Source organism: Salmonella sp. SAL4457 (genome assembly GCF_046548235.1).
Classification (GTDB): Bacteria; Pseudomonadota; Gammaproteobacteria; order Enterobacterales; family Enterobacteriaceae; genus Salmonella; species Salmonella enterica.
Map to the genome: position 1 here is coordinate 320,743 of NZ_JBGDZO010000003.1, position 18,845 is coordinate 339,587.

Annotated in this window: 20 protein-coding genes and 2 pseudogenes; 13 read left to right on the top strand and 9 right to left on the bottom strand. The window is 55.6% G+C overall.

Features of this window, described 5'->3' with window-relative positions; genetic code table 11:
• The first annotated feature begins 94 nt into the window (after positions 1 to 94).
• Positions 95 to 1,459, top strand: coding sequence for an MFS transporter (locus ACLJNW_RS12665; protein WP_001000938.1), 1,365 nt, complete (start codon positions 95 to 97; stop codon positions 1,457 to 1,459).
• 46 nt (positions 1,460 to 1,505) lie between these two features.
• On the opposite strand, the gene ACLJNW_RS12670 is transcribed toward ACLJNW_RS12665, so the two are convergent.
• A complete protein-coding gene (locus tag ACLJNW_RS12670; RefSeq protein ID WP_001138913.1) occupies positions 1,506 to 1,997 on the bottom strand; it encodes a YajQ family cyclic di-GMP-binding protein in 492 nt (163 codons plus the stop codon).
• Positions 1,998 to 2,122: 125 nt separating this feature from the next.
• Between ACLJNW_RS12670 and panE the strand changes: the two genes are divergently transcribed.
• Positions 2,123 to 3,034: a 2-dehydropantoate 2-reductase gene (gene panE, locus ACLJNW_RS12675; RefSeq protein WP_000705816.1), complete on the top strand. Its 912-nt coding sequence runs from the start codon at positions 2,123 to 2,125 to the stop codon at positions 3,032 to 3,034.
• Positions 2,997 to 3,587: a protein deglycase YajL gene (gene yajL / locus ACLJNW_RS12680; protein WP_001275807.1), complete on the top strand. Its 591-nt coding sequence runs from the start codon at positions 2,997 to 2,999 to the stop codon at positions 3,585 to 3,587. The genes panE and yajL overlap by 38 nt, the downstream gene beginning before the upstream one ends.
• Positions 3,588 to 3,595: 8 nt before the next feature.
• On the opposite strand, the pseudogene ACLJNW_RS12685 reads toward yajL, so the two are convergent.
• From ACLJNW_RS12685 to phnW, 3 genes and pseudogenes are all read right to left on the bottom strand, one after another.
• Positions 3,596 to 3,678, bottom strand: a pseudogene (locus ACLJNW_RS12685) (hypothetical protein); the annotation flags it as partial.
• Between the two features lie 5 nt (positions 3,679 to 3,683).
• Entirely contained in the window at positions 3,684 to 4,493 is an 810-nt protein-coding gene (phnX, locus tag ACLJNW_RS12690) for a phosphonoacetaldehyde hydrolase (protein ID WP_001530701.1), read from the bottom strand.
• Between the two features lie 9 nt (positions 4,494 to 4,502).
• Entirely contained in the window at positions 4,503 to 5,606 is a 1,104-nt protein-coding gene (phnW, locus tag ACLJNW_RS12695) for a 2-aminoethylphosphonate--pyruvate transaminase (protein WP_000203968.1), read from the bottom strand.
• A gap of 139 nt (positions 5,607 to 5,745) precedes the next feature.
• On the opposite strand from phnW, the gene phnR reads away from it, so the two are divergent.
• The 5 genes from phnR (at position 5,746) to phnV (ending at position 10,454) form a co-directional block, all read left to right on the top strand.
• On the top strand, positions 5,746 to 6,465 hold the full coding sequence (gene phnR, locus ACLJNW_RS12700; RefSeq protein ID WP_000836268.1) for a phosphonate utilization transcriptional regulator PhnR: 720 nt from the start codon (positions 5,746 to 5,748) through the stop codon (positions 6,463 to 6,465).
• 197 nt (positions 6,466 to 6,662) lie between these two features.
• Entirely contained in the window at positions 6,663 to 7,676 is a 1,014-nt protein-coding gene (gene phnS / locus ACLJNW_RS12705; protein WP_000778011.1) for a 2-aminoethylphosphonate ABC transporter substrate-binding protein, read from the top strand.
• A gap of 5 nt (positions 7,677 to 7,681) precedes the next feature.
• The gene (gene phnT / locus ACLJNW_RS12710) at positions 7,682 to 8,791 is read left to right on the top strand and encodes a 2-aminoethylphosphonate ABC transport system ATP-binding subunit PhnT (protein ID WP_000928799.1); all 1,110 of its coding nucleotides are present in this window, start codon (positions 7,682 to 7,684) and stop codon (positions 8,789 to 8,791) included.
• Between the two features lie 2 nt (positions 8,792 to 8,793).
• Entirely contained in the window at positions 8,794 to 9,663 is an 870-nt protein-coding gene (gene phnU / locus ACLJNW_RS12715) for a 2-aminoethylphosphonate ABC transporter permease subunit (RefSeq protein ID WP_000052714.1), read from the top strand.
• Positions 9,657 to 10,454, top strand: coding sequence for a 2-aminoethylphosphonate ABC transport system, membrane component PhnV (gene phnV, locus ACLJNW_RS12720; protein WP_000909793.1), 798 nt, complete (start codon positions 9,657 to 9,659; stop codon positions 10,452 to 10,454). The genes phnU and phnV overlap by 7 nt, the downstream gene beginning before the upstream one ends.
• A gap of 43 nt (positions 10,455 to 10,497) precedes the next feature.
• Here phnV and thiI read toward each other — a convergent pair whose 3' ends face one another.
• Complete coding sequence (gene thiI / locus ACLJNW_RS12725; RefSeq protein WP_000668650.1) at positions 10,498 to 11,946, bottom strand: tRNA uracil 4-sulfurtransferase ThiI; 1,449 nt, start codon at positions 11,944 to 11,946, stop codon at positions 10,498 to 10,500.
• A 209-nt stretch (positions 11,947 to 12,155) separates the two neighbouring features.
• Between thiI and xseB the strand changes: the two genes are divergently transcribed.
• The 5 genes and pseudogenes from xseB to ACLJNW_RS12750 all read left to right on the top strand — a co-directional run.
• On the top strand, positions 12,156 to 12,398 hold the full coding sequence (gene xseB / locus ACLJNW_RS12730) for an exodeoxyribonuclease VII small subunit (RefSeq protein WP_001124944.1): 243 nt from the start codon (positions 12,156 to 12,158) through the stop codon (positions 12,396 to 12,398).
• Complete coding sequence (ispA, locus tag ACLJNW_RS12735; protein ID WP_000348076.1) at positions 12,399 to 13,298, top strand: (2E,6E)-farnesyl diphosphate synthase; 900 nt, start codon at positions 12,399 to 12,401, stop codon at positions 13,296 to 13,298.
• A gap of 23 nt (positions 13,299 to 13,321) precedes the next feature.
• Positions 13,322 to 15,184: a 1-deoxy-D-xylulose-5-phosphate synthase gene (gene dxs / locus ACLJNW_RS12740; RefSeq protein ID WP_000006777.1), complete on the top strand. Its 1,863-nt coding sequence runs from the start codon at positions 13,322 to 13,324 to the stop codon at positions 15,182 to 15,184.
• Positions 15,185 to 15,240: 56 nt separating this feature from the next.
• On the top strand, positions 15,241 to 16,215 hold the full coding sequence (locus ACLJNW_RS12745; RefSeq protein ID WP_001199870.1) for an aldo/keto reductase: 975 nt from the start codon (positions 15,241 to 15,243) through the stop codon (positions 16,213 to 16,215).
• 7 nt (positions 16,216 to 16,222) lie between these two features.
• Positions 16,223 to 16,314: pseudogene (locus ACLJNW_RS12750) on the top strand (hypothetical protein); the annotation flags it as partial.
• A 4-nt stretch (positions 16,315 to 16,318) separates the two neighbouring features.
• Here the strand turns inward: ACLJNW_RS12750 and pgpA are convergent.
• The 4 genes from pgpA to ribE form a co-directional block, all read right to left on the bottom strand.
• Positions 16,319 to 16,834, bottom strand: a complete 516-nt coding sequence (pgpA, locus tag ACLJNW_RS12755; RefSeq protein WP_000154063.1) for a phosphatidylglycerophosphatase A — start codon at positions 16,832 to 16,834, stop codon at positions 16,319 to 16,321.
• Positions 16,812 to 17,792, bottom strand: coding sequence for a thiamine-phosphate kinase (gene thiL / locus ACLJNW_RS12760; RefSeq protein WP_000752137.1), 981 nt, complete (start codon positions 17,790 to 17,792; stop codon positions 16,812 to 16,814). The genes pgpA and thiL overlap by 23 nt, the downstream gene beginning before the upstream one ends.
• 78 nt (positions 17,793 to 17,870) lie before the next feature.
• Entirely contained in the window at positions 17,871 to 18,290 is a 420-nt protein-coding gene (nusB, locus tag ACLJNW_RS12765) for a transcription antitermination factor NusB (RefSeq protein ID WP_000801129.1), read from the bottom strand.
• Between the two features lie 20 nt (positions 18,291 to 18,310).
• Entirely contained in the window at positions 18,311 to 18,781 is a 471-nt protein-coding gene (gene ribE, locus ACLJNW_RS12770; protein WP_001021372.1) for a 6,7-dimethyl-8-ribityllumazine synthase, read from the bottom strand.
• Between the last annotated feature and the right edge of the window lie 64 nt (positions 18,782 to 18,845).

Consider the following 18,845-nt stretch of genomic DNA (forward strand, 5'->3'; position numbering starts at 1 on the left):
CTGTTTCAAAAACATAATATTTGCTAATTAACCCTCTATTTACCCGGCACACTCCCCGCACTACACTACTCCCAGCTTTTATACAGAGGTGGCAATGAACGATTATAAAATGACGCCAGGGGAGCTGCGCGCCACATGGGGTTTAGGGACCGTCTTTTCGTTGCGTATGCTGGGCATGTTTATGGTTCTACCAGTACTGACCACATACGGTATGGCGCTACAGGGCGCCAGCGAAGCATTAATCGGCATTGCGATCGGTATTTACGGGCTGGCGCAGGCTATCTTTCAAATTCCCTTTGGGCTGCTGTCCGACCGCATTGGCCGTAAACCGCTGATTGTCGGCGGACTGGCGGTATTTGTCGCGGGCAGCGTCATTGCCGCGCTCTCCCACTCTATCTGGGGCATTATTCTGGGGCGAGCGCTACAGGGGTCCGGCGCTATTGCCGCCGCCGTCATGGCGCTCCTGTCTGACCTCACCCGCGAGCAAAACCGTACCAAAGCGATGGCGTTTATCGGCGTCAGCTTTGGTATCACCTTCGCGATTGCGATGGTATTAGGGCCGATCGTTACCCATAGTCTGGGATTGAACGCGTTGTTCTGGATGATCGCCGCCCTCGCCACTCTGGGCATTCTTCTGACGATCTGGGTGGTTCCCAACAGTACTAACCATGTGCTGAATCGCGAATCCGGGATGGTCAAAGGCAGCTTCAGTAAAGTGCTGGCGGAGCCGAGGCTGCTCAAGCTCAATTTCGGCATTATGTGTCTGCATATTTTATTGATGTCCACCTTTGTCGCCCTGCCCGGCCAGCTTGCCGATGCCGGTTTCCCTGCCGCCGAACACTGGAAGGTGTATCTGGCAACCATGGTGATCGCCTTTGCCGCCGTCGTGCCTTTTATTATCTATGCTGAAGTCAAACGGCGGATGAAGCAGGTATTCCTGTTCTGCGTGGGGCTCATTGTCGTCGCAGAAATCGTGTTGTGGGGAGCGGGCCAACATTTCTGGGAGCTGGTGATTGGCGTACAACTCTTTTTCCTCGCCTTTAATCTGATGGAGGCGCTGCTGCCTTCGCTTATTAGCAAAGAGTCGCCCGCGGGGTATAAAGGAACGGCGATGGGCGTCTATTCTACCAGTCAGTTTCTTGGCGTGGCGCTTGGCGGCTCGCTGGGCGGCTGGATAGACGGCACGTTTGATGGGCAAACCGTTTTCCTTGCCGGGGCCGTACTGGCGATGGTATGGCTGGCAGTGGCAAGTACCATGAAAGAGCCGCCCTATGTCAGCAGCCTGCGCGTGGAAATTCCAGCGGATATTGTTGCTGACGACAGGCTAAAACAGCGACTGTTGGCAATGAAAGGCGTAAGCGAAGCGCTGATCGTGGCGGAAGAGCATTCCGCTTACGTCAAAATCGACAGCAAAGTGACCAATCGCTTTGAAGTTGAACAGCTTATCAGCAAAGGATGAATGCTGCATTGCCGGATGGCGGCGAGGCTCTATCCGGCATAACAACTTAATCGCGGAAGTTTTTGAACTGGAACGGCTGGCCCAAATCGCCGCCGCGAACCAGCGCCATTACCGATTGCAGATCGTCACGTGATTTGCCCGTCACGCGAATCTCTTCCCCCTGAATTTGCGCCTGCACCTTCAGTTTGCTGTCTTTAATCAGCTTGACGATTTTCTTCTGCACGGCGCTTTCAATGCCCTGCTTCAGCTTCGCTTCCACATACCAGGTTTTACCGCTATGCACGAACTCGTCCGGTACATCCAGCGAAGCGCCTTCAATACCGCGTTTAAGCAGCTTGGCGCGCAGAATATCGAGCAACTGATTGACCTGGAAATCGGACTCGCTCAGCACCTTGATGGTTTTATTGGCATCGTTCAGTTCAATAGTCGCCTCTACGCCACGAAAGTCAAAACGAGACTCAACCTCGCGAACCGCGTTATCCACGCCGTTACGCGCTTCCTGCAGATCAACTTCAGAAACAATATCGAAAGATGGCATCTTTTCTTCTCCCTTCATTTTCGTTGCGTTGCATAATACCTGCAACGAGGCTTAACGAGAAGCTTAGCTGATGACGCTATAATTAGCGCCATAACACCTGGCGCTGTTGCAGGTGAGGAGGAACAATGAAAATTACTGTACTGGGATGCGGAGCCTTAGGACAACTTTGGCTTTCGGCACTGTGCAAACATGGACATGACGTACAGGGCTGGCTACGGGTGCCACAACCTTATTGCAGCGTAAATCTGATCGATACCGATGGTTCCTTTTTCAACGAATCACTGACGGCAAACGATCCGGATTTTTTGGCGAAGAGCGAACTGTTATTAGTCACGCTGAAAGCGTGGCAGGTTTCCGACGCAGTACGAACCCTGGCGTCAACCCTACCGGTGACGTCGCCTATCCTGCTCATTCATAATGGAATGGGAACCATAGAAGAACTGCAAAATATCCAACAGCCGATGTTGATGGGGACTATCACCCATGCTGCGCGCCGCGACGGTAATATCATTATTCATGTCGCTAACGGTACTACGCATATTGGCCCGGCGCGCGAGCAAGACGGCGATTACAGTTATCTCGCCGATATCCTGCAGGGGGTACTGCCCGATGTCGCCTGGCATAACAATATCCGCGCAGAGATGTGGCGCAAACTGGCGGTCAACTGTGTTATCAACCCGCTCACCGCGCTTTGGAACTGCCCGAACGGCGAGCTGCGCCATCATACTGATGAAATCAACGCGATTTGCGAAGAGGTCGCCGCCGTGATTGAACGTGAAGGCTACCACACATCGGCAGACGATTTACGCTATTATGTTGAGCAAGTGATTGACAGTACGGCAGAAAACATCTCATCCATGTTGCAGGACGTGCGTGCCATGCGCCATACCGAAATTGACTACATTACCGGTTATTTACTCAAGCGCGCCCGCGTGCACGGTCTCGCCGTTCCGGAAAATAGCCGCCTGTTTGAAATGGTAAAGCGAAAGGAGAGTGAGTATGAGCGCTCAGGCACTGGTATGCCTCGCCCCTGGTAGTGAAGAGACCGAAGCGGTCACCACTATCGATCTGCTGGTTCGCGGCGGAATCCACGTCACTACTGCAAGCGTCGCCAGCGATGGCAACCTGACGATTGTCTGCTCGCGCGGTGTAAAGCTACTGGCGGATGCGCCGCTGGTTGAAGTTGCCGACGGCGATTATGACATCATCGTGTTGCCCGGCGGAATTAAAGGCGCCGAGTGCTTTCGCGACAGCCCGCTGCTGGTCGAAACCGTAAAACAGTTTCACCGCTCCGGGCGCATTGTCGCAGCCATTTGCGCCGCAGCCGCTACAGTGCTCGTGCCGCACGATATCTTCCCTATCGGCAATATGACCGGTTTTCCGGCGCTGAAAGATAAGATCCCCGCCGAACAGTGGCAGGATAAGCGTGTGGTGTGGGATGCGCGGGTAAAATTATTAACCAGCCAGGGACCTGGTACCGCTATCGATTTTGGCTTGAAAATCATCGACCTGTTGGCTGGTCGTGAAAAAGCGCATGAAGTGGCTTCGCAACTGGTGATGGCGGCGGGGATTTATAACTACTACGAATAAGAATGATTGCCGGATGGCGGCGTAAACACCTTATCCGGCCTACAAAACGGTACAGTCTGTAGGCCGGATAAGCGGCAGCGCCATCCGGCAGTTATTTTACGGGCGTTCGCCCTGCGCCAGACGCGCATTAATATGCGCAATCACCCCAGGTAAATCCGCCAGTGAATCCACCACGTAATGCGCCCCGGCGGCGTACAGCTTGCTGGCCGCGTGCTCGCGGCGGACCGCAACGTCCTCTTTCGACATTGTCTGATAGGCGTCCCATGTTGCGCCGAATTCGTTACCCGATACCGCCAGCCCCACCGTCCACATCCCCGCGTTAAGCCCCTCGCTAATGCCCGGCGCGGCATCATCTACCTTCACGCAGTGCGCGACCGCATCAATGCCCAGCGCAATCACGTTTTGCAGCGCCATCCACGGCCCCGGGCGACCACCCGCGGCCAGGTCGTCCGTTGCTACCCAATGATCCGGACGATAGCCATGCTCGGCGGCGGCGGGAACCAGGCGCTCCATCACCGCTCGTGGGTAACCGGAGCAGGAGCCTATCTTGATGCCCTCGGCTCGTAGCGCCGCGATCGTGTCGATAACTCCGGCAATAGGAGAAGAAAAATCGACAACTTTAGCAATCTGTAACGGCATGAAAGCGGCGTAGATGGCATCAATATCTGCTGCGCTCATGGAGCGGCCAAACTTTGCCTGCCAGCGCGCGTCAACAGCAGGTAATTTTCCCAGCGCTTCAATGTGTTGCCATTTACCCAGCCCCATTGGCACGCGTGCTTCGGCGAGGGTGATCTCCACATCAAATGCCTGACGGAACGCCTCGACGAAAATTTGCGTCGGCGCGAAGGAGCCAAAATCGACGGTGGTGCCCGCCCAGTCGAGAATAACAGCGTGAATACGGTTCATCATGGTTCCTTATTTCATCCAGTACATGGCGGTACGAATGGCGGTCAGCAGGGCCGTGATATCGGCGGCATATACTTCGCCAATGTTGCCGATGCGGAAGCAGTCGCTTTGCGACACTTTGCCTGGATAGATAACAAAGCCCTGCTCTTTGAGGCGGCGATAAAATTCGCTAAAGCGATACTGCGGGTCTTCCGGTGAATAAAAGGCGGTGATAATGGGCGAGTGAAGTTCGTCATCCAGCAGCGTGTTAAAGCCCAGCGCCCGCATTCCGGCCACCAGGCTGCGCTGATTTTGCTGATAGCGTTGATGACGTGCCGCCACGCCACCTTCTTTCGCCAGCTCTTTCAGCGCCTGTGCAAACGCCAGGACGGTATGTGTGGGCGAAGTAAAACGCCATTTGCCGTGGTTATCCTCCATGCAACGCCACTGGGCGTAGAGATCTAACGACAGCGAGCGGGAATGCCCTTTGCACGCGGCCAGTTTTTGCTCGCGGGCAATCACAAAGGCAAAACCCGGCACGCCCTGAATGCATTTATTGGCGGAGCTGATCAGATAGTCGATGTGTAATGCTGCAATATCCATGGGGATGCCGCCGAAGCTGCTCATGGCGTCAACGATGTAGGTTTTGCCATAGCGATGCGCCAGAGCGCCCACCTCATCAATGGGGTTGAGCATCCCGGTGGTCGTTTCGCTATGCACCATGGCGATATGGCTGATCGTCGGGTCGGCGTTGAGGATCGCGTCGATCGCCTGCACGTCCGGGCGCGCAACTTCGCCGCAGTCGTAAGCGTGATGGGCGATACCCATAAGGCCGGCCATCTCGACCATTCGTGCGCCGTATGCACCGTTGCTGACGATCAGCACCTTATCCTGCGGCCCCAATGCGCTGCCCAGTACGGCTTCCACAGCATAGCTACCGCTGCCTTGCAGTAGTACGGAGGTGTAGCCTTCGGAGGCCGTTGCCAGTTCGGTCAGCTGCTGGCGGATCTGTTCCACCACGCCGATATTGTAATCATCATCCCAGGTACAGCTATCGAACAACATCGCTTCTTTCACGGTACGAGAGGTGGTGAGCGGGCCAGGAGTCAGCAACAGATAGTTACGCGAAGTCATGTTATTTACCTTTGGTCTATACCAGATTGCATTTATCATGACGATCTTTGCCGCGACGGGTCAAAGAGAAAATCGCGCTGCAACAAAAAATTCATCTCTGCTTGTATAATGGCGGCAGGCAAAACGGAAGCGAGTAAGCATGAAATCTATCCCGGGCGATATCCCGCAGTACCTGTTGATCAAGGCACAGCTTCAGGCACGTATTCAGAGCGGTGCGTTGAAAAGCGGTGATAAACTGCCGTCTGAACGCGAACTGTGCGCGATCTTCAACACCACGCGCATTACTATTCGCGAAAGTCTGGCACAGCTGGAGTCCAGTGGGCTTATCTGGCGCGCCGATCGTCGCGGTTGGTTCGTTACGCCGGAACGCCTGTGGCTGGATCCGACCCAGAACACCAACTTCCATAAGCTTTGCCGCGAGCAGGGGCGGGAGCCAAAAACCGCGCTACTGAGCGGCGTGTTAACCACCGTGCCTGTCGAGGTCATGGAGCCCCTCCAGCTCCAGCCGTTTGATCAAATCTATCTGCTGACCCGTCTGCGTTACGCCGATGGCCGCGCCGTGTGCTACTGCGAAAACCATTGTTTGCCCGCCCGCGTGCCTGAGCTGCTGCAGTACGATCTCAACGGCAGCCTGACCGAGGTATACGAGTCGCACTACAACCTCGTCTATACCAGCATGCATCTGTCGTTCTACCCCACCGCCATGCCTGCGCAGGCCGCACAGGCGCTGGGCGTTATGGAAGGGCGCCCGGCGCTGTTGCTGCGCCGTCTGAACTACGATCAACACGGGCGAGTGCTGGATCTGGATATCGAATACTGGCGTCACGACAGCCTGCGCATTGAGGTAGATACCCACTAGCGGGTGCGCCGGATGTTGGCTGCGGGCCTTATCCGGCCTGTCAATCGTATCGTCTCACGGCTATCCGGATAAGCGCAGCATCCTCCGGCGTGGACTGATTTATTTCTCTTTCATCGTTTTGTCATATAAGCCGTTTAGCGTAAAAAGCAAACCTGGTATAGGCCAGAAAATGCAACGTACGCTATGAGGCTATTACGATGAAACTTTCCCGACTTGCTCTGCTGTCTGTCTTCGCTCTCGCCAGCGCCCCGTCATGGGCGGAATCGGTGGTCACGGTGTACTCCATCGACGGGCTGCACGATGGCGATAACAGCTGGTACCAGGTGCAGTTTGACGCGTTCACCAAAGCGACCGGCATTACCGTACGCTATGTTGAAGGCGGTGGTGGCGTGGTAGTGGAACGTCTGGCAAAAGAGCGTACGAATCCGCAGGCCGACGTGCTGGTAACCGCGCCGCCATTCATTCAGCGCGCCGCCGCCGAAAAGCTGCTGGCGAACTTTAACACCGACGCCGCATCGGCTATCCCCGATGCCAACAACCTTTATTCGCCGCTGGTAAAGAACTATCTGAGCTTTATCTACAACAGCAAGCTGCTGAAAACTGCCCCGGCGAGCTGGCAGGATCTGCTTGACGGTAACTTCAAAAATAAACTCCAGTATTCCACGCCAGGTCAGGCCGCTGACGGCACGGCGGTGATGCTGCAGGCTTTCCACAGCTTCGGCAGTAAAGATGCCGGTTTTGCGTATCTCGGCAAGCTGCAGGCCAATAACGTCGGGCCATCTGCCTCTACCGGCAAGCTAACCGCGCTGGTTAATAAAGGTGAAATCTACGTCGCTAACGGCGACCTGCAAATGAACCTCGCGCAGATGGAACGTAACCCGAACGTGAAAATCTTCTGGCCGGCCAACGACAAAGGCGAGCGCAGCGCGCTGGCCATCCCTTATGTCATTGGCCTGGTCCAGGGGGCGCCGCAGAGTGAAAATGGTAAAAAGCTGATTAACTTCCTGCTGAGTAAAGAAGCGCAGACTCGCGTCAGCGAACTCTCCTGGGGAATGCCGGTACGCAGCGACGTGACGCCGAGCGACGAACATTACAAGACCGCCACTGCCGCGTTAGAAGGCGTGCAGAGCTGGCAGCCAAATTGGGATGACGTAGCCGTTTCGCTGTCGGCAGATATTAGCCGTTGGCACAAAGTGACCGAAAGCGAGTAAGCCTGATGCTGATGAAAACGACTGCCGTTCACGTCCCTGCATCGCAGGGGACATCGGGCATAGTCCTCGACTCGCTGCGCGTTGCGTATCACGGCAACGTGGTGCTTAAACCGCTCTCTTTGACGATTGAACCTGGCGAAGTGCTGGCGCTGATTGGCCCATCAGGATCTGGAAAAACGACGGTGCTGCGTGCGGTTGCGGGCTTTGTGCAACCTGCAGGCGGTCGTATTCTGATTGGCGATACGGACGTCACCCATCTGCCACCCTATAAACGCGGGTTGGCGATGGTGGTGCAGAACTACGCCTTGTTCCCGCATCTGAAAGTGGAAGACAACGTCGCTTTTGGCCTGCGTGCGCAGAAGCAGCCAAAGGCGCTAATTAATGAGCGTGTAACGCAGGCGCTGAAAACGGTTGGCATGAGTGATTACGCCGCCCGTTATCCGCATCAACTTTCCGGCGGCCAGCAGCAACGCGTGGCCATCGCCCGCGCGATTGCCGTGCGCCCGCGCGTGCTGTTGCTGGATGAACCACTGTCAGCGCTGGACGCACAGATTCGTCATAATATGGTGGAAGAAATCGCCTGTCTTCACCGTGAGCTGCCGGAACTCACTATTCTCTACGTCACCCACGATCAAACGGAAGCGCTCACCCTGGCCGATAAAATCGGCATTATGAAGGATGGCTCGCTGATTGCTCACGGCGAAACCCGCGCGCTATATCAGCATCCGCCCAATCGTTTTGCCGCCGAATTCTTAGGTCGCGCCAATATTCTCTCCGCCATCGCGCTGGGGATAACGGAGGCTCCGGGGCTGGTGGACGTCAGCTGCGGCGGTGCGGTGATTCGCGCGTTCAGCCGGGGCAGCCACCACGGTTACAACAAACTGCTGTGCATTCGTCCTCAGCACCTCAGCCTGACGCCGCGTTCGGCCTACAGCAACCGCTTCAACGCCACACTGCAATCGGTGCACTGGCAGGGCGATTTAACCCATCTGCTGTGTGACGTTGCTGGCGAAACGGTGCGGATGGTGTTGACGCATGTCAATCCGCTGCCGCGCGTGGGCGACAAGCTGGCGCTGTGGTTCGAACCGGATGATGCGGTCCTGATTGAGGTATAACCATGTCACTCATTTTACCTCTGGAAAAACCGGCGCTTAACCTACGCCCACTGCTGTGGCTGCTGCTCCCGTTGCTGGTGCTGGCGACGCTGTTTTTCTGGCCTCTGTCGCTCATCGTTGAACAGGCGCTACGCGGTGCCAATGGCGAGATCGGGCTCGAGACCTTCCGGCAGGTGGTCGACTCGAAACGCTTTGTCGGCGCGTTGCTGAACACGTTGCAAATCGCCTTTTTCGCCACCGCCGGTTGCCTGCTGCTGGGCAGCGTGATGTCGCTGATTCTGGTGTTTATTCCTTTCCCCGGCAGCGAGTTGATTGGTCGGGTCGTCGATACTTTTATTGCGCTGCCGACCTTCCTGATTACGCTGGCGTTCACCTTTATTTATGGGTCAGCGGGTCTGCTCAACGGTGCGCTGATGAGCCTGTTTGCCTTTGAGCTACCGCCGGTGGATTTTCTCTACTCGATGCAGGGCGTCATTCTGGCGGAGATCACGGTGTTCACTCCGCTGGTGATGCGGCCACTGATGGCCGCGCTGCGGCAAATTGATAAAAGCCAGCTAGAGGCAGCCAGTATTCTGGGGGCGCACCCGTTACGGGTGATTGGGCAGGTGATTTTCCCGGCGGCGCTACCGGCGCTGATGGCTGGTGGCAGCCTGTGCCTACTGTTGACCACTAACGAGTTCGGCATCGTACTGTTTATTGGCGCGAAAGGGGTTAACACCCTGCCGATGATGGTTTACAGCAAAGCGATTCTGGAGTCCGACTATACGGTCGCCTGCATGATTGCGTTGATTAACATTGTCTTGTCGCTGGGGCTGTTCTCCCTCTATCGCCTGGCGGCATCGCGTACCGGCGTAAGGAGCCAGCCATGCTAATTTGGTCACCTAAAGGACGCGCAGCGGCGGGCGTTGTGGCTAGCGTACTGTTTATCGTGTTCTTTTTCCTGCCGCTGGCGGTGATTCTGATGTCCAGCCTTAGCCAGCAGTGGAACGGTATTCTGCCGAGTGGCTTCACGCTGAACCACTTTGTTAACGCTCTGCACGGTGCGGCATGGGATGCCCTACTTGCCAGCCTCACGATTGGCTTTTGCGCCAGCCTGTTTGCGCTGCTTTGCGGCGTTTGGGCGGCGCTGGCGCTGCGTCAATATGGGGTGAAAACGCAGAAATGGTTAAGTATGGTGTTCTATCTGCCGAGTGCGATTCCGTCAGTGTCCGTGGGCCTGGGCATTCTGGTTGCTTTCAGCCAGGGGCCATTGCAAATGAACGGCACCCTATGGATTGTGCTGACAGCGCACTTTGTGCTGATTTCCGCCTTTACCTTCAGTAACGTGTCGACCGGACTGGCGCGAATTTCCGCCGATATTGAAAACGTCGCGTCGAGTCTGGGGGCATCGCCCTGGTATCGTCTGCGTCACGTGACGTTGCCGTTATTGATGCCGTGGATGGTGTCAGCGCTGGCGCTGAGTTTATCGCTCTCCATGGGGGAGTTGGGCGCGACGATGATGATTTATCCGCCGGGCTGGACGACGCTGCCGGTAGCTATCTTTAGCCTGACCGACCGTGGAAATATTGCCGACGGCGCGGCGCTGACCATTGTGCTGGTGGCCATTACGCTGCTGCTGATGATGAAGCTGGAGCGCATTGCAAAACGGTTGGGGCAGAAATAAAACGGTAAGCCGGGTAGGACATAGCCGCCACCCGGCAAAGGAATTACGGGCGATACACCTTCACATTGGCAAACCCCTGCTCGCGCAGATAGAGCGCCTGCAGGCGACTCATTACGCCGCGTTCGCACCATAGCAGCCAGGTTTTGCTCTGATCGAGGTCGCCAAATTTAGTGCTCAGCTTGTAGAAAGGCAGCGAAACGACGTCGACGCCTTCCACTTTCAGCGGCTTGTCATCCTGCTCATCGACAGAACGGATATCCAGAATCACGTCGTTCGGGCCGAAACCGCTCACGGTTTCTACTTCCACCACCTCCTGCTGGGTCTGCTGGGCGATTTCACGAATATCGACGTTGTTCGCTTCTTCTACCACCTTATCGAGAATACTGAAGTCGAAGTTTTCTTCTTCGGCTTCAATTTTCGCTTTAATGGCTTTCACCGTCGGACTTTTTGAAATCACGCCACAGTATTCCGGCATCGTACGGGCAAAATCTTCCGTACCAATCTGGCGCGCCAGGTTGATAATGTGCTCTTTATCGTAAGAGATCAGCGGGCGCAGGATCAGCGTGTCAGACACGTTATCGATCAAGCGCAAGTTGGTTAGCGTCTGGCTGGACACCTGGCCCAGCGCTTCGCCGGTCACCAGCGCCTGTACGCCGTAACGTTCCGCCACTTTCGACGCCGCGCGTACCATCATACGTTTGAGCACCACGCCCATCTGGCCGTCGTCGACTTTCTCCAGAATCTCGCCGACCACTGGTTCAAAGTTAATCGCCACAAAACGCACGCGATGGGAGCTGCCAAAGCGGTTCCACAGGTAATGCGCCACCTGGCGAACGCCGATTTCATGCGCCGCGCCGCCAAGGTTAAAGAAGCAGTAGTGTACGCGACAGCCGCGACGCATCAGCATATAGCTGGAGACGCCGGAGTCAAAACCGCCGGAGATCAGCGACAGCACATCTTCCTGGGTGCCAATCGGGAAACCGCCAATACCTTCATAACGCCCTTTGATCAGCAGCAGGCGATCATCTTCCACTTCCAGATGCACCGTCACATCCGGGTTAGTGAGCTTCACGCGCGCCGATTCAATATGCTGATTTAATCCGCCGCCGACATAGCGCTCCACCTCAATGGAGCTAAACTCATGCTTACCGCGACGTTTTACGCGCACGCAGAAGGTTTTGCCTTCAAGCTGCTCGCGATACTGCGCCAACGCTTTCTCGAAAATGTCGTGCATATCGGTGAACGGCACATCTTCGACTTCAAGAATATGGTGGATCCCCGGAATGCGGGTCAGCGCGTCGCGAATCGCCAGACGCTGGTTTTCATCTTTGGCGCGAACTTCAATGTTATCCCAGTGACGGACAACCGCGAGGGTCTCATCGTAGTGCTTTAAAACGTTACGGATGTTCCCGGTTAAAATTTTTATAAAGCGCAAACGCACAGATTGGCTTTTGATAGTGATTTCCGGGAACAATTTAATGATAAACTTCATGGCGGCAATGGTTCTTTAGCAAGCTATCTAAGGCTTGTCGTGGAGAAATAGTACAGCAGCCCATACCTACGGCTGCATCCAGGCGCGGAAGTATATCACTATCACGGACATCTTGCGCATTTCCCCTTACCATTGCGCGTTATTTGCTTATCAGTGTGAGTCCGTTACCATAGACTTGTGCTGCCATTACAGAGAGTCAAACAGTCATCATGCCGAAGAAAAATGAGGCGCCCGCCAGCTTTGAAACTGCGCTGAGCGAGCTGGAACATATTGTTACCCGCCTGGAAAGCGGCGATTTGCCGCTGGAAGACGCGCTGAATGAATTCGAGCGCGGCGTACAACTGGCGCGTCAGGGGCAGGCAAAACTGCAGCAGGCGGAACAGCGCGTGCAAATTTTGCTGTCTGATAATGAAGAGGCTTCACCTGAGCCTTTTATCGCGGATAATGAGTAAATGGACTTTACGCAGCAGCTACAGGCTTGCGTAACGCAAGCGAATCAGGCGCTGAGCCGTTTTATCGCGCCACTGCCCTTTCAGAACACTCCCGTGGTCGAAGCCATGCAGTATGGCGCATTATTAGGCGGTAAACGCCTGCGGCCATTTCTGGTTTACGCCACCGGTCAAATGTTTGGCGTCAGTACGGCAACGCTGGATGCGCCAGCTGCGGCGGTCGAATGCATTCATGCCTATTCGCTGATCCATGACGACCTGCCAGCGATGGACGATGACGATTTGCGTCGCGGCCTGCCGACTTGCCATATTAAATTTGGCGAAGCCAACGCAATCCTGGCGGGAGACGCGTTGCAAACGCTGGCGTTTGCCATTATCAGCGACGCGCCGATGCCGGAAGTCACCGATCGCGATCGTATCGCGATGATCGCCGAACTGGCGAACGCCAGCGGCATCGCCGGCATGTGCGGCGGTCAGGCATTGGATCTGGCGGCAGAAGGCCAGCGGATCACTCTGGACGCGCTGGAACGCATTCATCGCCATAAGACCGGCGCGCTCATTCGCGCCGCCGTTAGACTTGGCGCATTGAGCGCGGGCGATAAAGGACGGAATACTCTGCCGATACTTGACCGCTATGCAGAGAGTATCGGCCTTGCCTTCCAGGTTCAGGATGACATTCTGGATGTGGTGGGCGATACTGCAACGTTAGGTAAACGTCAGGGCGCAGACCAGCAGCTTGGCAAAAGTACCTACCCTGCACTTCTGGGTCTTGAGCAAGCCCGGAATAAAGCCCGGGACCTGATAGAGGACGCCCGTCAGTCGTTACATCAGCTGGCCGCGCAATCACTGGACACCTCGGCACTGGAAGCGCTAGCGAACTACATAATCCAGCGTGATAAATAAACCCCATATCCAATGAGCTTGCGATGAGTTTTGATATAGCCAAATACCCTACCCTGGCATTGGTCGACTCCACCCAGGAGTTACGACTGTTACCGAAAGAGAGTCTGCCGAAACTCTGCGACGAGCTACGCCGCTACTTACTCGACAGCGTAAGCCGTTCCAGCGGGCATTTCGCTTCCGGGCTGGGCACGGTAGAACTTACCGTGGCGCTGCATTATGTCTACAACACCCCGTTTGACCAGCTAATCTGGGATGTTGGACACCAAGCTTATCCACATAAAATCCTTACCGGTCGTCGCGACAAAATCGGCACCATTCGCCAGAAAGGCGGTCTGCACCCGTTCCCGTGGCGCGGAGAAAGCGAATACGATGTGCTGAGCGTTGGGCATTCCTCCACCTCTATCAGCGCCGGTATCGGTATTGCCGTGGCGGCGGAGAAAGAAGGCAAAGATCGCCGCACCGTCTGTGTGATTGGCGACGGCGCCATCACCGCCGGTATGGCGTTTGAAGCAATGAATCACGCAGGCGATATCCGGCCCGACATGCTGGTCATTCTGAACGACAATGAAATGTCGATTTCGGAAAACGTCGGCGCGCTCAACAACCATCTGGCGCAGCTACTTTCCGGTAAGCTTTACTCTTCTCTGCGCGAAGGCGGAAAAAAGGTCTTCTCCGGCGTACCGCCAATTAAAGAACTGCTCAAGCGTACCGAAGAACATATTAAAGGCATGGTTGTGCCGGGCACACTGTTCGAAGAGCTGGGCTTTAACTACATCGGGCCGGTCGATGGTCACGATGTCATGGGGCTTATCAGCACATTGAAGAACATGCGCGACCTGAAAGGCCCGCAGTTCCTGCATATCATGACCAAGAAAGGCCGCGGCTATGAGCCCGCGGAAAAAGATCCGATCACTTTCCATGCGGTGCCTAAATTTGATCCCTCCAGCGGATGTTTGCCGAAAAGCAGCGGCGGTCTGCCAGGTTATTCAAAAATCTTCGGTGACTGGCTGTGTGAAACTGCCGCCAAAGACAGCAAGCTGATGGCGATCACCCCGGCAATGCGCGAAGGTTCCGGCATGGTGGAATTTTCACGTAAATTCCCGGATCGCTATTTTGACGTCGCCATCGCCGAGCAGCATGCCGTCACCTTCGCCGCAGGTCTGGCGATTGGCGGCTATAAGCCCGTCGTGGCGATCTACTCTACTTTCCTGCAACGCGCCTACGATCAGGTCATCCATGACGTCGCTATCCAGAAACTGCCGGTCATGTTCGCCATCGATCGCGCCGGTATCGTTGGCGCGGATGGGCAAACACACCAGGGCGCATTCGATCTCTCCTATCTGCGCTGCATCCCGGATATGGTGATCATGACGCCAAGCGACGAAAACGAATGTCGCCAGATGTTATTTACCGGGTATCACTATAACGACGGCCCGACGGCAGTACGTTATCCACGCGGTAATGCGCAGGGCGTGGCGCTAACCCCGCTGGAAAAACTGCCTATTGGTAAAGGCCTTGTGAAGCGTCATGGCGAAAAACTGGCGATTCTGAACTTTGGCACCTTAATGCCTGAGGCGGCGAAAGTCGCCGAAGCGCTTAACGCCACGCTGGTCGACATGCGCTTTGTTAAGCCGCTGGACGACACGCTAATTCTGGAGATGGCCGCGCAGCATGACGCGCTAGTGACGCTGGAAGAAAACGCCATTATGGGCGGCGCTGGCAGCGGCGTAAACGAAGTGCTAATGGCCCATCGTAAACCTGTACCTGTGCTGAATATCGGTCTTCCGGATTTCTTTATCCCGCAAGGAACGCAGGAAGAAGCCCGCGCGGAACTGGGGCTTGACGCCGCAGGCATTGAAGCCAAAATCAAGGCCTGGCTGGCATAATCCCCTCTTTGCTCCTGCTATGCTTGAAGAGTGACGGGTATAACAGGAGCGGAGTCATGCAATACAACACGTTAGGAAATACAGATCTTCGGGTGTCCCGCCTTTGTCTGGGCTGTATGACATTCGGCGAGCCGAGTCGCGGCAATCACGCCTGGACGCTTCCCGAAGAGAGCAGCCGTCCCATCATCAAGCGCGCCCTTGAGGGCGGCATTAACTTTTTTGATACCGCCAACAGCTACTCCGACGGCAGCAGCGAAGAGATTGTCGGCCGCGCGCTGCGTGATTTCGCCCGGCGCGACGAGGTGGTGGTAGCGACGAAAGTCTTCCATCGCGTCGGCGATCTGCCGGAAGGATTGTCCCGTGCGCAAATCCTGCGCTCTATTGACGATAGCCTCACCCGTCTGGGAATGGAGTATGTCGATATCCTGCAAATCCACCGCTGGGATTACACCACGCCGATAGAAGAAACTCTGGAAGCGCTAAACGACGTGGTGAAGGCGGGTAAAGCCCGCTATATCGGCGCTTCCTCAATGCACGCCTCACAATTTGCCCAGGCGCTGGCGCTACAAAAACAACACGGCTGGGCGCCGTTTGTCACCATGCAGGATCACTATAACCTGATCTACCGCGAGGAAGAGCGTGAGATGCTACCGCTGTGCTGGCAGGAAGGCGTCGCCGTGATTCCGTGGAGTCCGCTGGCGCGCGGGCGCTTAACTCGCCCCTGGGGAGAAACCACGGCCCGGCTGGTCTCGGATGACGTGGGCAAAAATTTATACGCTGAAAGCGATAAAAATGATGCGCAAATAGCGGAACGGCTGGCTGGCGTCAGCGAGGCGCTTGGCGCAACGCGAGCGCAGGTTGCGCTGGCCTGGCTACTCAGTAAACGAGGCGTCGCCGCGCCGATTATCGGCACTTCGCGTGAAGAGCAGTTAGATGAGTTGCTGAATGCCGTTGATTTAACGCTCAAACCGGAGCAGATTGCCGAACTCGAAACGCCGTACAAACAACATCCGGTGGTGGGATTTAAATAATCTGCCATTGCCCGATGGCGCGGCGCTTATCGGGCCTGCGAAATCGACATATTGTTCGGGGGTAGGCCGGATAAGGCGTTTACGCCGCCATCCGGCAAACCCTTTAAATAATACCGAGCGGCCAGTGATGACCGATAAAATACAGTATGCCGGCGGATATCACGCCGGCGACGATATCATCGATCATAATCCCCATGCCGCCGTGCACGTTGCGATCAAACCAACGGATCGGCCAGGGTTTCCACATATCCAGAATGCGGAAAATAACGAACCCGGCAGCCACCCACTGCCAGTCCGTCGTCGGCAACGCCATTAGCGTTATCCACATACCGATAAATTCATCCCAGACAATACTGCCGTGGTCGTGTACGCCCATATCTTTCGCCGTCTGATGGCAAAGATAAACGCCAATGCAGATCCCAAACATCACGACCAGCGAATAAAGCTGCCACGGCAGAAACGTCATCAAATACCAGAAGGGGATCGCCGCCAGCGAGCCCATCGTGCCCGGCACCACAGGGCTCAGCCCGCTGCCAAAGCCGGTAGCGAGCAGGTGCCACGGATTGCGCAAATTCAGGCGGCTTTTCGCAACATCTTTATGGCGTGGCAAAATGGTCATATCCTTTCCAGTCAAAAGTGACAGGTTCTCCGTCACGCACAAAGGCGATCCCTTCGATATCCGCCGTCATTTGCCCGATACAGGTAAACGGCACGCCCAGATGACCAAGCGCGACATCCAGCGCGCCACGGTTCAGCTCCGGGACGGTAAAGCACAGTTCATAATCTTCGCCGCCGGATAACATCCAGCGAAGCTTTTGTTCGGGATCATTGGCATGTCCCCACAGTTCTTCGGAGTCAGGCAGCGCCTCCAAATCGATTCGCGCGCCGCAGTTGCTGGCTTGCAGAATGTGACCAAGATCGGAGATCAAACCGTCGGAAAGATCGATCGCCGAACTGGCGAGATCGCGTAGCGCCTGTCCTTGTAAAATACGCGGCGTCGGGCGCAGATGGCGTTTGACCAGATAGTCGGCATCCCCCCAGCTTCCCACGCGAAAATCACCCCGTAGAATCGCCAGCCCGGCAGCGCTATCGCCCAACGTGCCAGTAACATAAATCCAGTCGCCCGGTTTTGCGCCAGAACGTTTCAGCGCCCGACCGGCTGGCACAAGGCCATGAATACCGAGCGTCATCGACAGCGGGCCGCGCGTGGTATCGCCGCCAATGAGCTGCATGTCGTAGTAATCCAGTTGTTCAAACAGGCTGTCGCTGAACGCGGCAAGCCACGCCTCATCGACGTCAGGAAGCGTGAGCGCCAGCGTTAACCATGCCGGATCGGCGCCCATCGCCGCCAGATCGCTTAAATTCACCGCCAGCGCTTTATACGCTAGATCGGCAGGATCGATATTGGGTAAGAAATGGATGCCCGCCACCAGCGTATCGGTACTGATCGCCAGGGTCTGCTTTTCAGGAATATTCAGGAGCGCGCAATCGTCGCCAATACCGGTTTCAACATCAAGACGAGAGCTTCTTACACGGTCAAAATAACGGGCAATCAGGGAAAACTCGCCACATGCCATACGTTATGCCTCAGCAGAAAAAAAGAAAAGGCCGGAGACGGCGGGTATCCATCGCCCGCTATCTTTCCGGCCTGTGAATCACTTTTTGTTGGGACGAATCACCGGAGCTGCTTTATCCAGTACGCCGTTGACGAATTTGTGGCTGTCTTCAGCGCCAAAGGTTTTCGCCAGTTCAATCGCTTCGTTGATGGCCACTTTATAAGGCACATCGCTGCGTTTTGACAGCTCAAACAACGCAATACGCAGCACGGCTTTTTCAACCTGTCCCAGCTCTTCAAGCAGGCGGGACAGATACGGTTTCATTAAACCATCCAGGTACGCGCTGTTAGTCGCCACCCCGGATAGCAGTTCACGGAAATAGAGAACGTCGACGTCTTTTACGTCCTGTTCCGCCAGGAACTGGTATTCAACATCAGCGATGTCGTTCTGGGACAACTGCCAGGAGTAAAGCGCCTGGACGGCACACTCACGGGCGCGGCGACGAGCAGCAGGTTTCACGGAATTCCCCTTACAAAAAATCAGGCCTTAATGGCTTTCAATACATTAATCATTTCAAGCGCGGTCAGCGCAGCTTCTGCGCCTTTATTACCGGCTTTTGTACCAGCACGTTCGATGGCTTGTTCAATACTCTCGGTGGTCAGAACACCAAAGGCTACCGGCACGCCGCTGTCCTGGGCAACGCTTGCCAGGCCATTGCTGGCGCCGCCTGCCACATATTCAAAGTGCGCAGTCCCCCCGCGAATCACGGTTCCCAGCGCAACCACGGCGTCATATTTACCGCTTTTCGCCAGCGCTTCGGTCGCCAGCGGCAGTTCATAAGCGCCAGGCACCCACACTACGGTAATATTATCATCTTTTACCTGACCAATACGCGTCAGGGCATCAACCGCGCCATCCAGCAGGCTGTCGTTGATAAACTGATTGAAACGCGCAATAGTGATGGCGACACGAGCGTCAGGGGCTGCAACGTTAGCTTTAATAATGTTCATATTCTCTCTTCCAGGGTTCATTTGGCCCCGCAGGGGGGCGGATTTTATCATAATAATTTGAGCG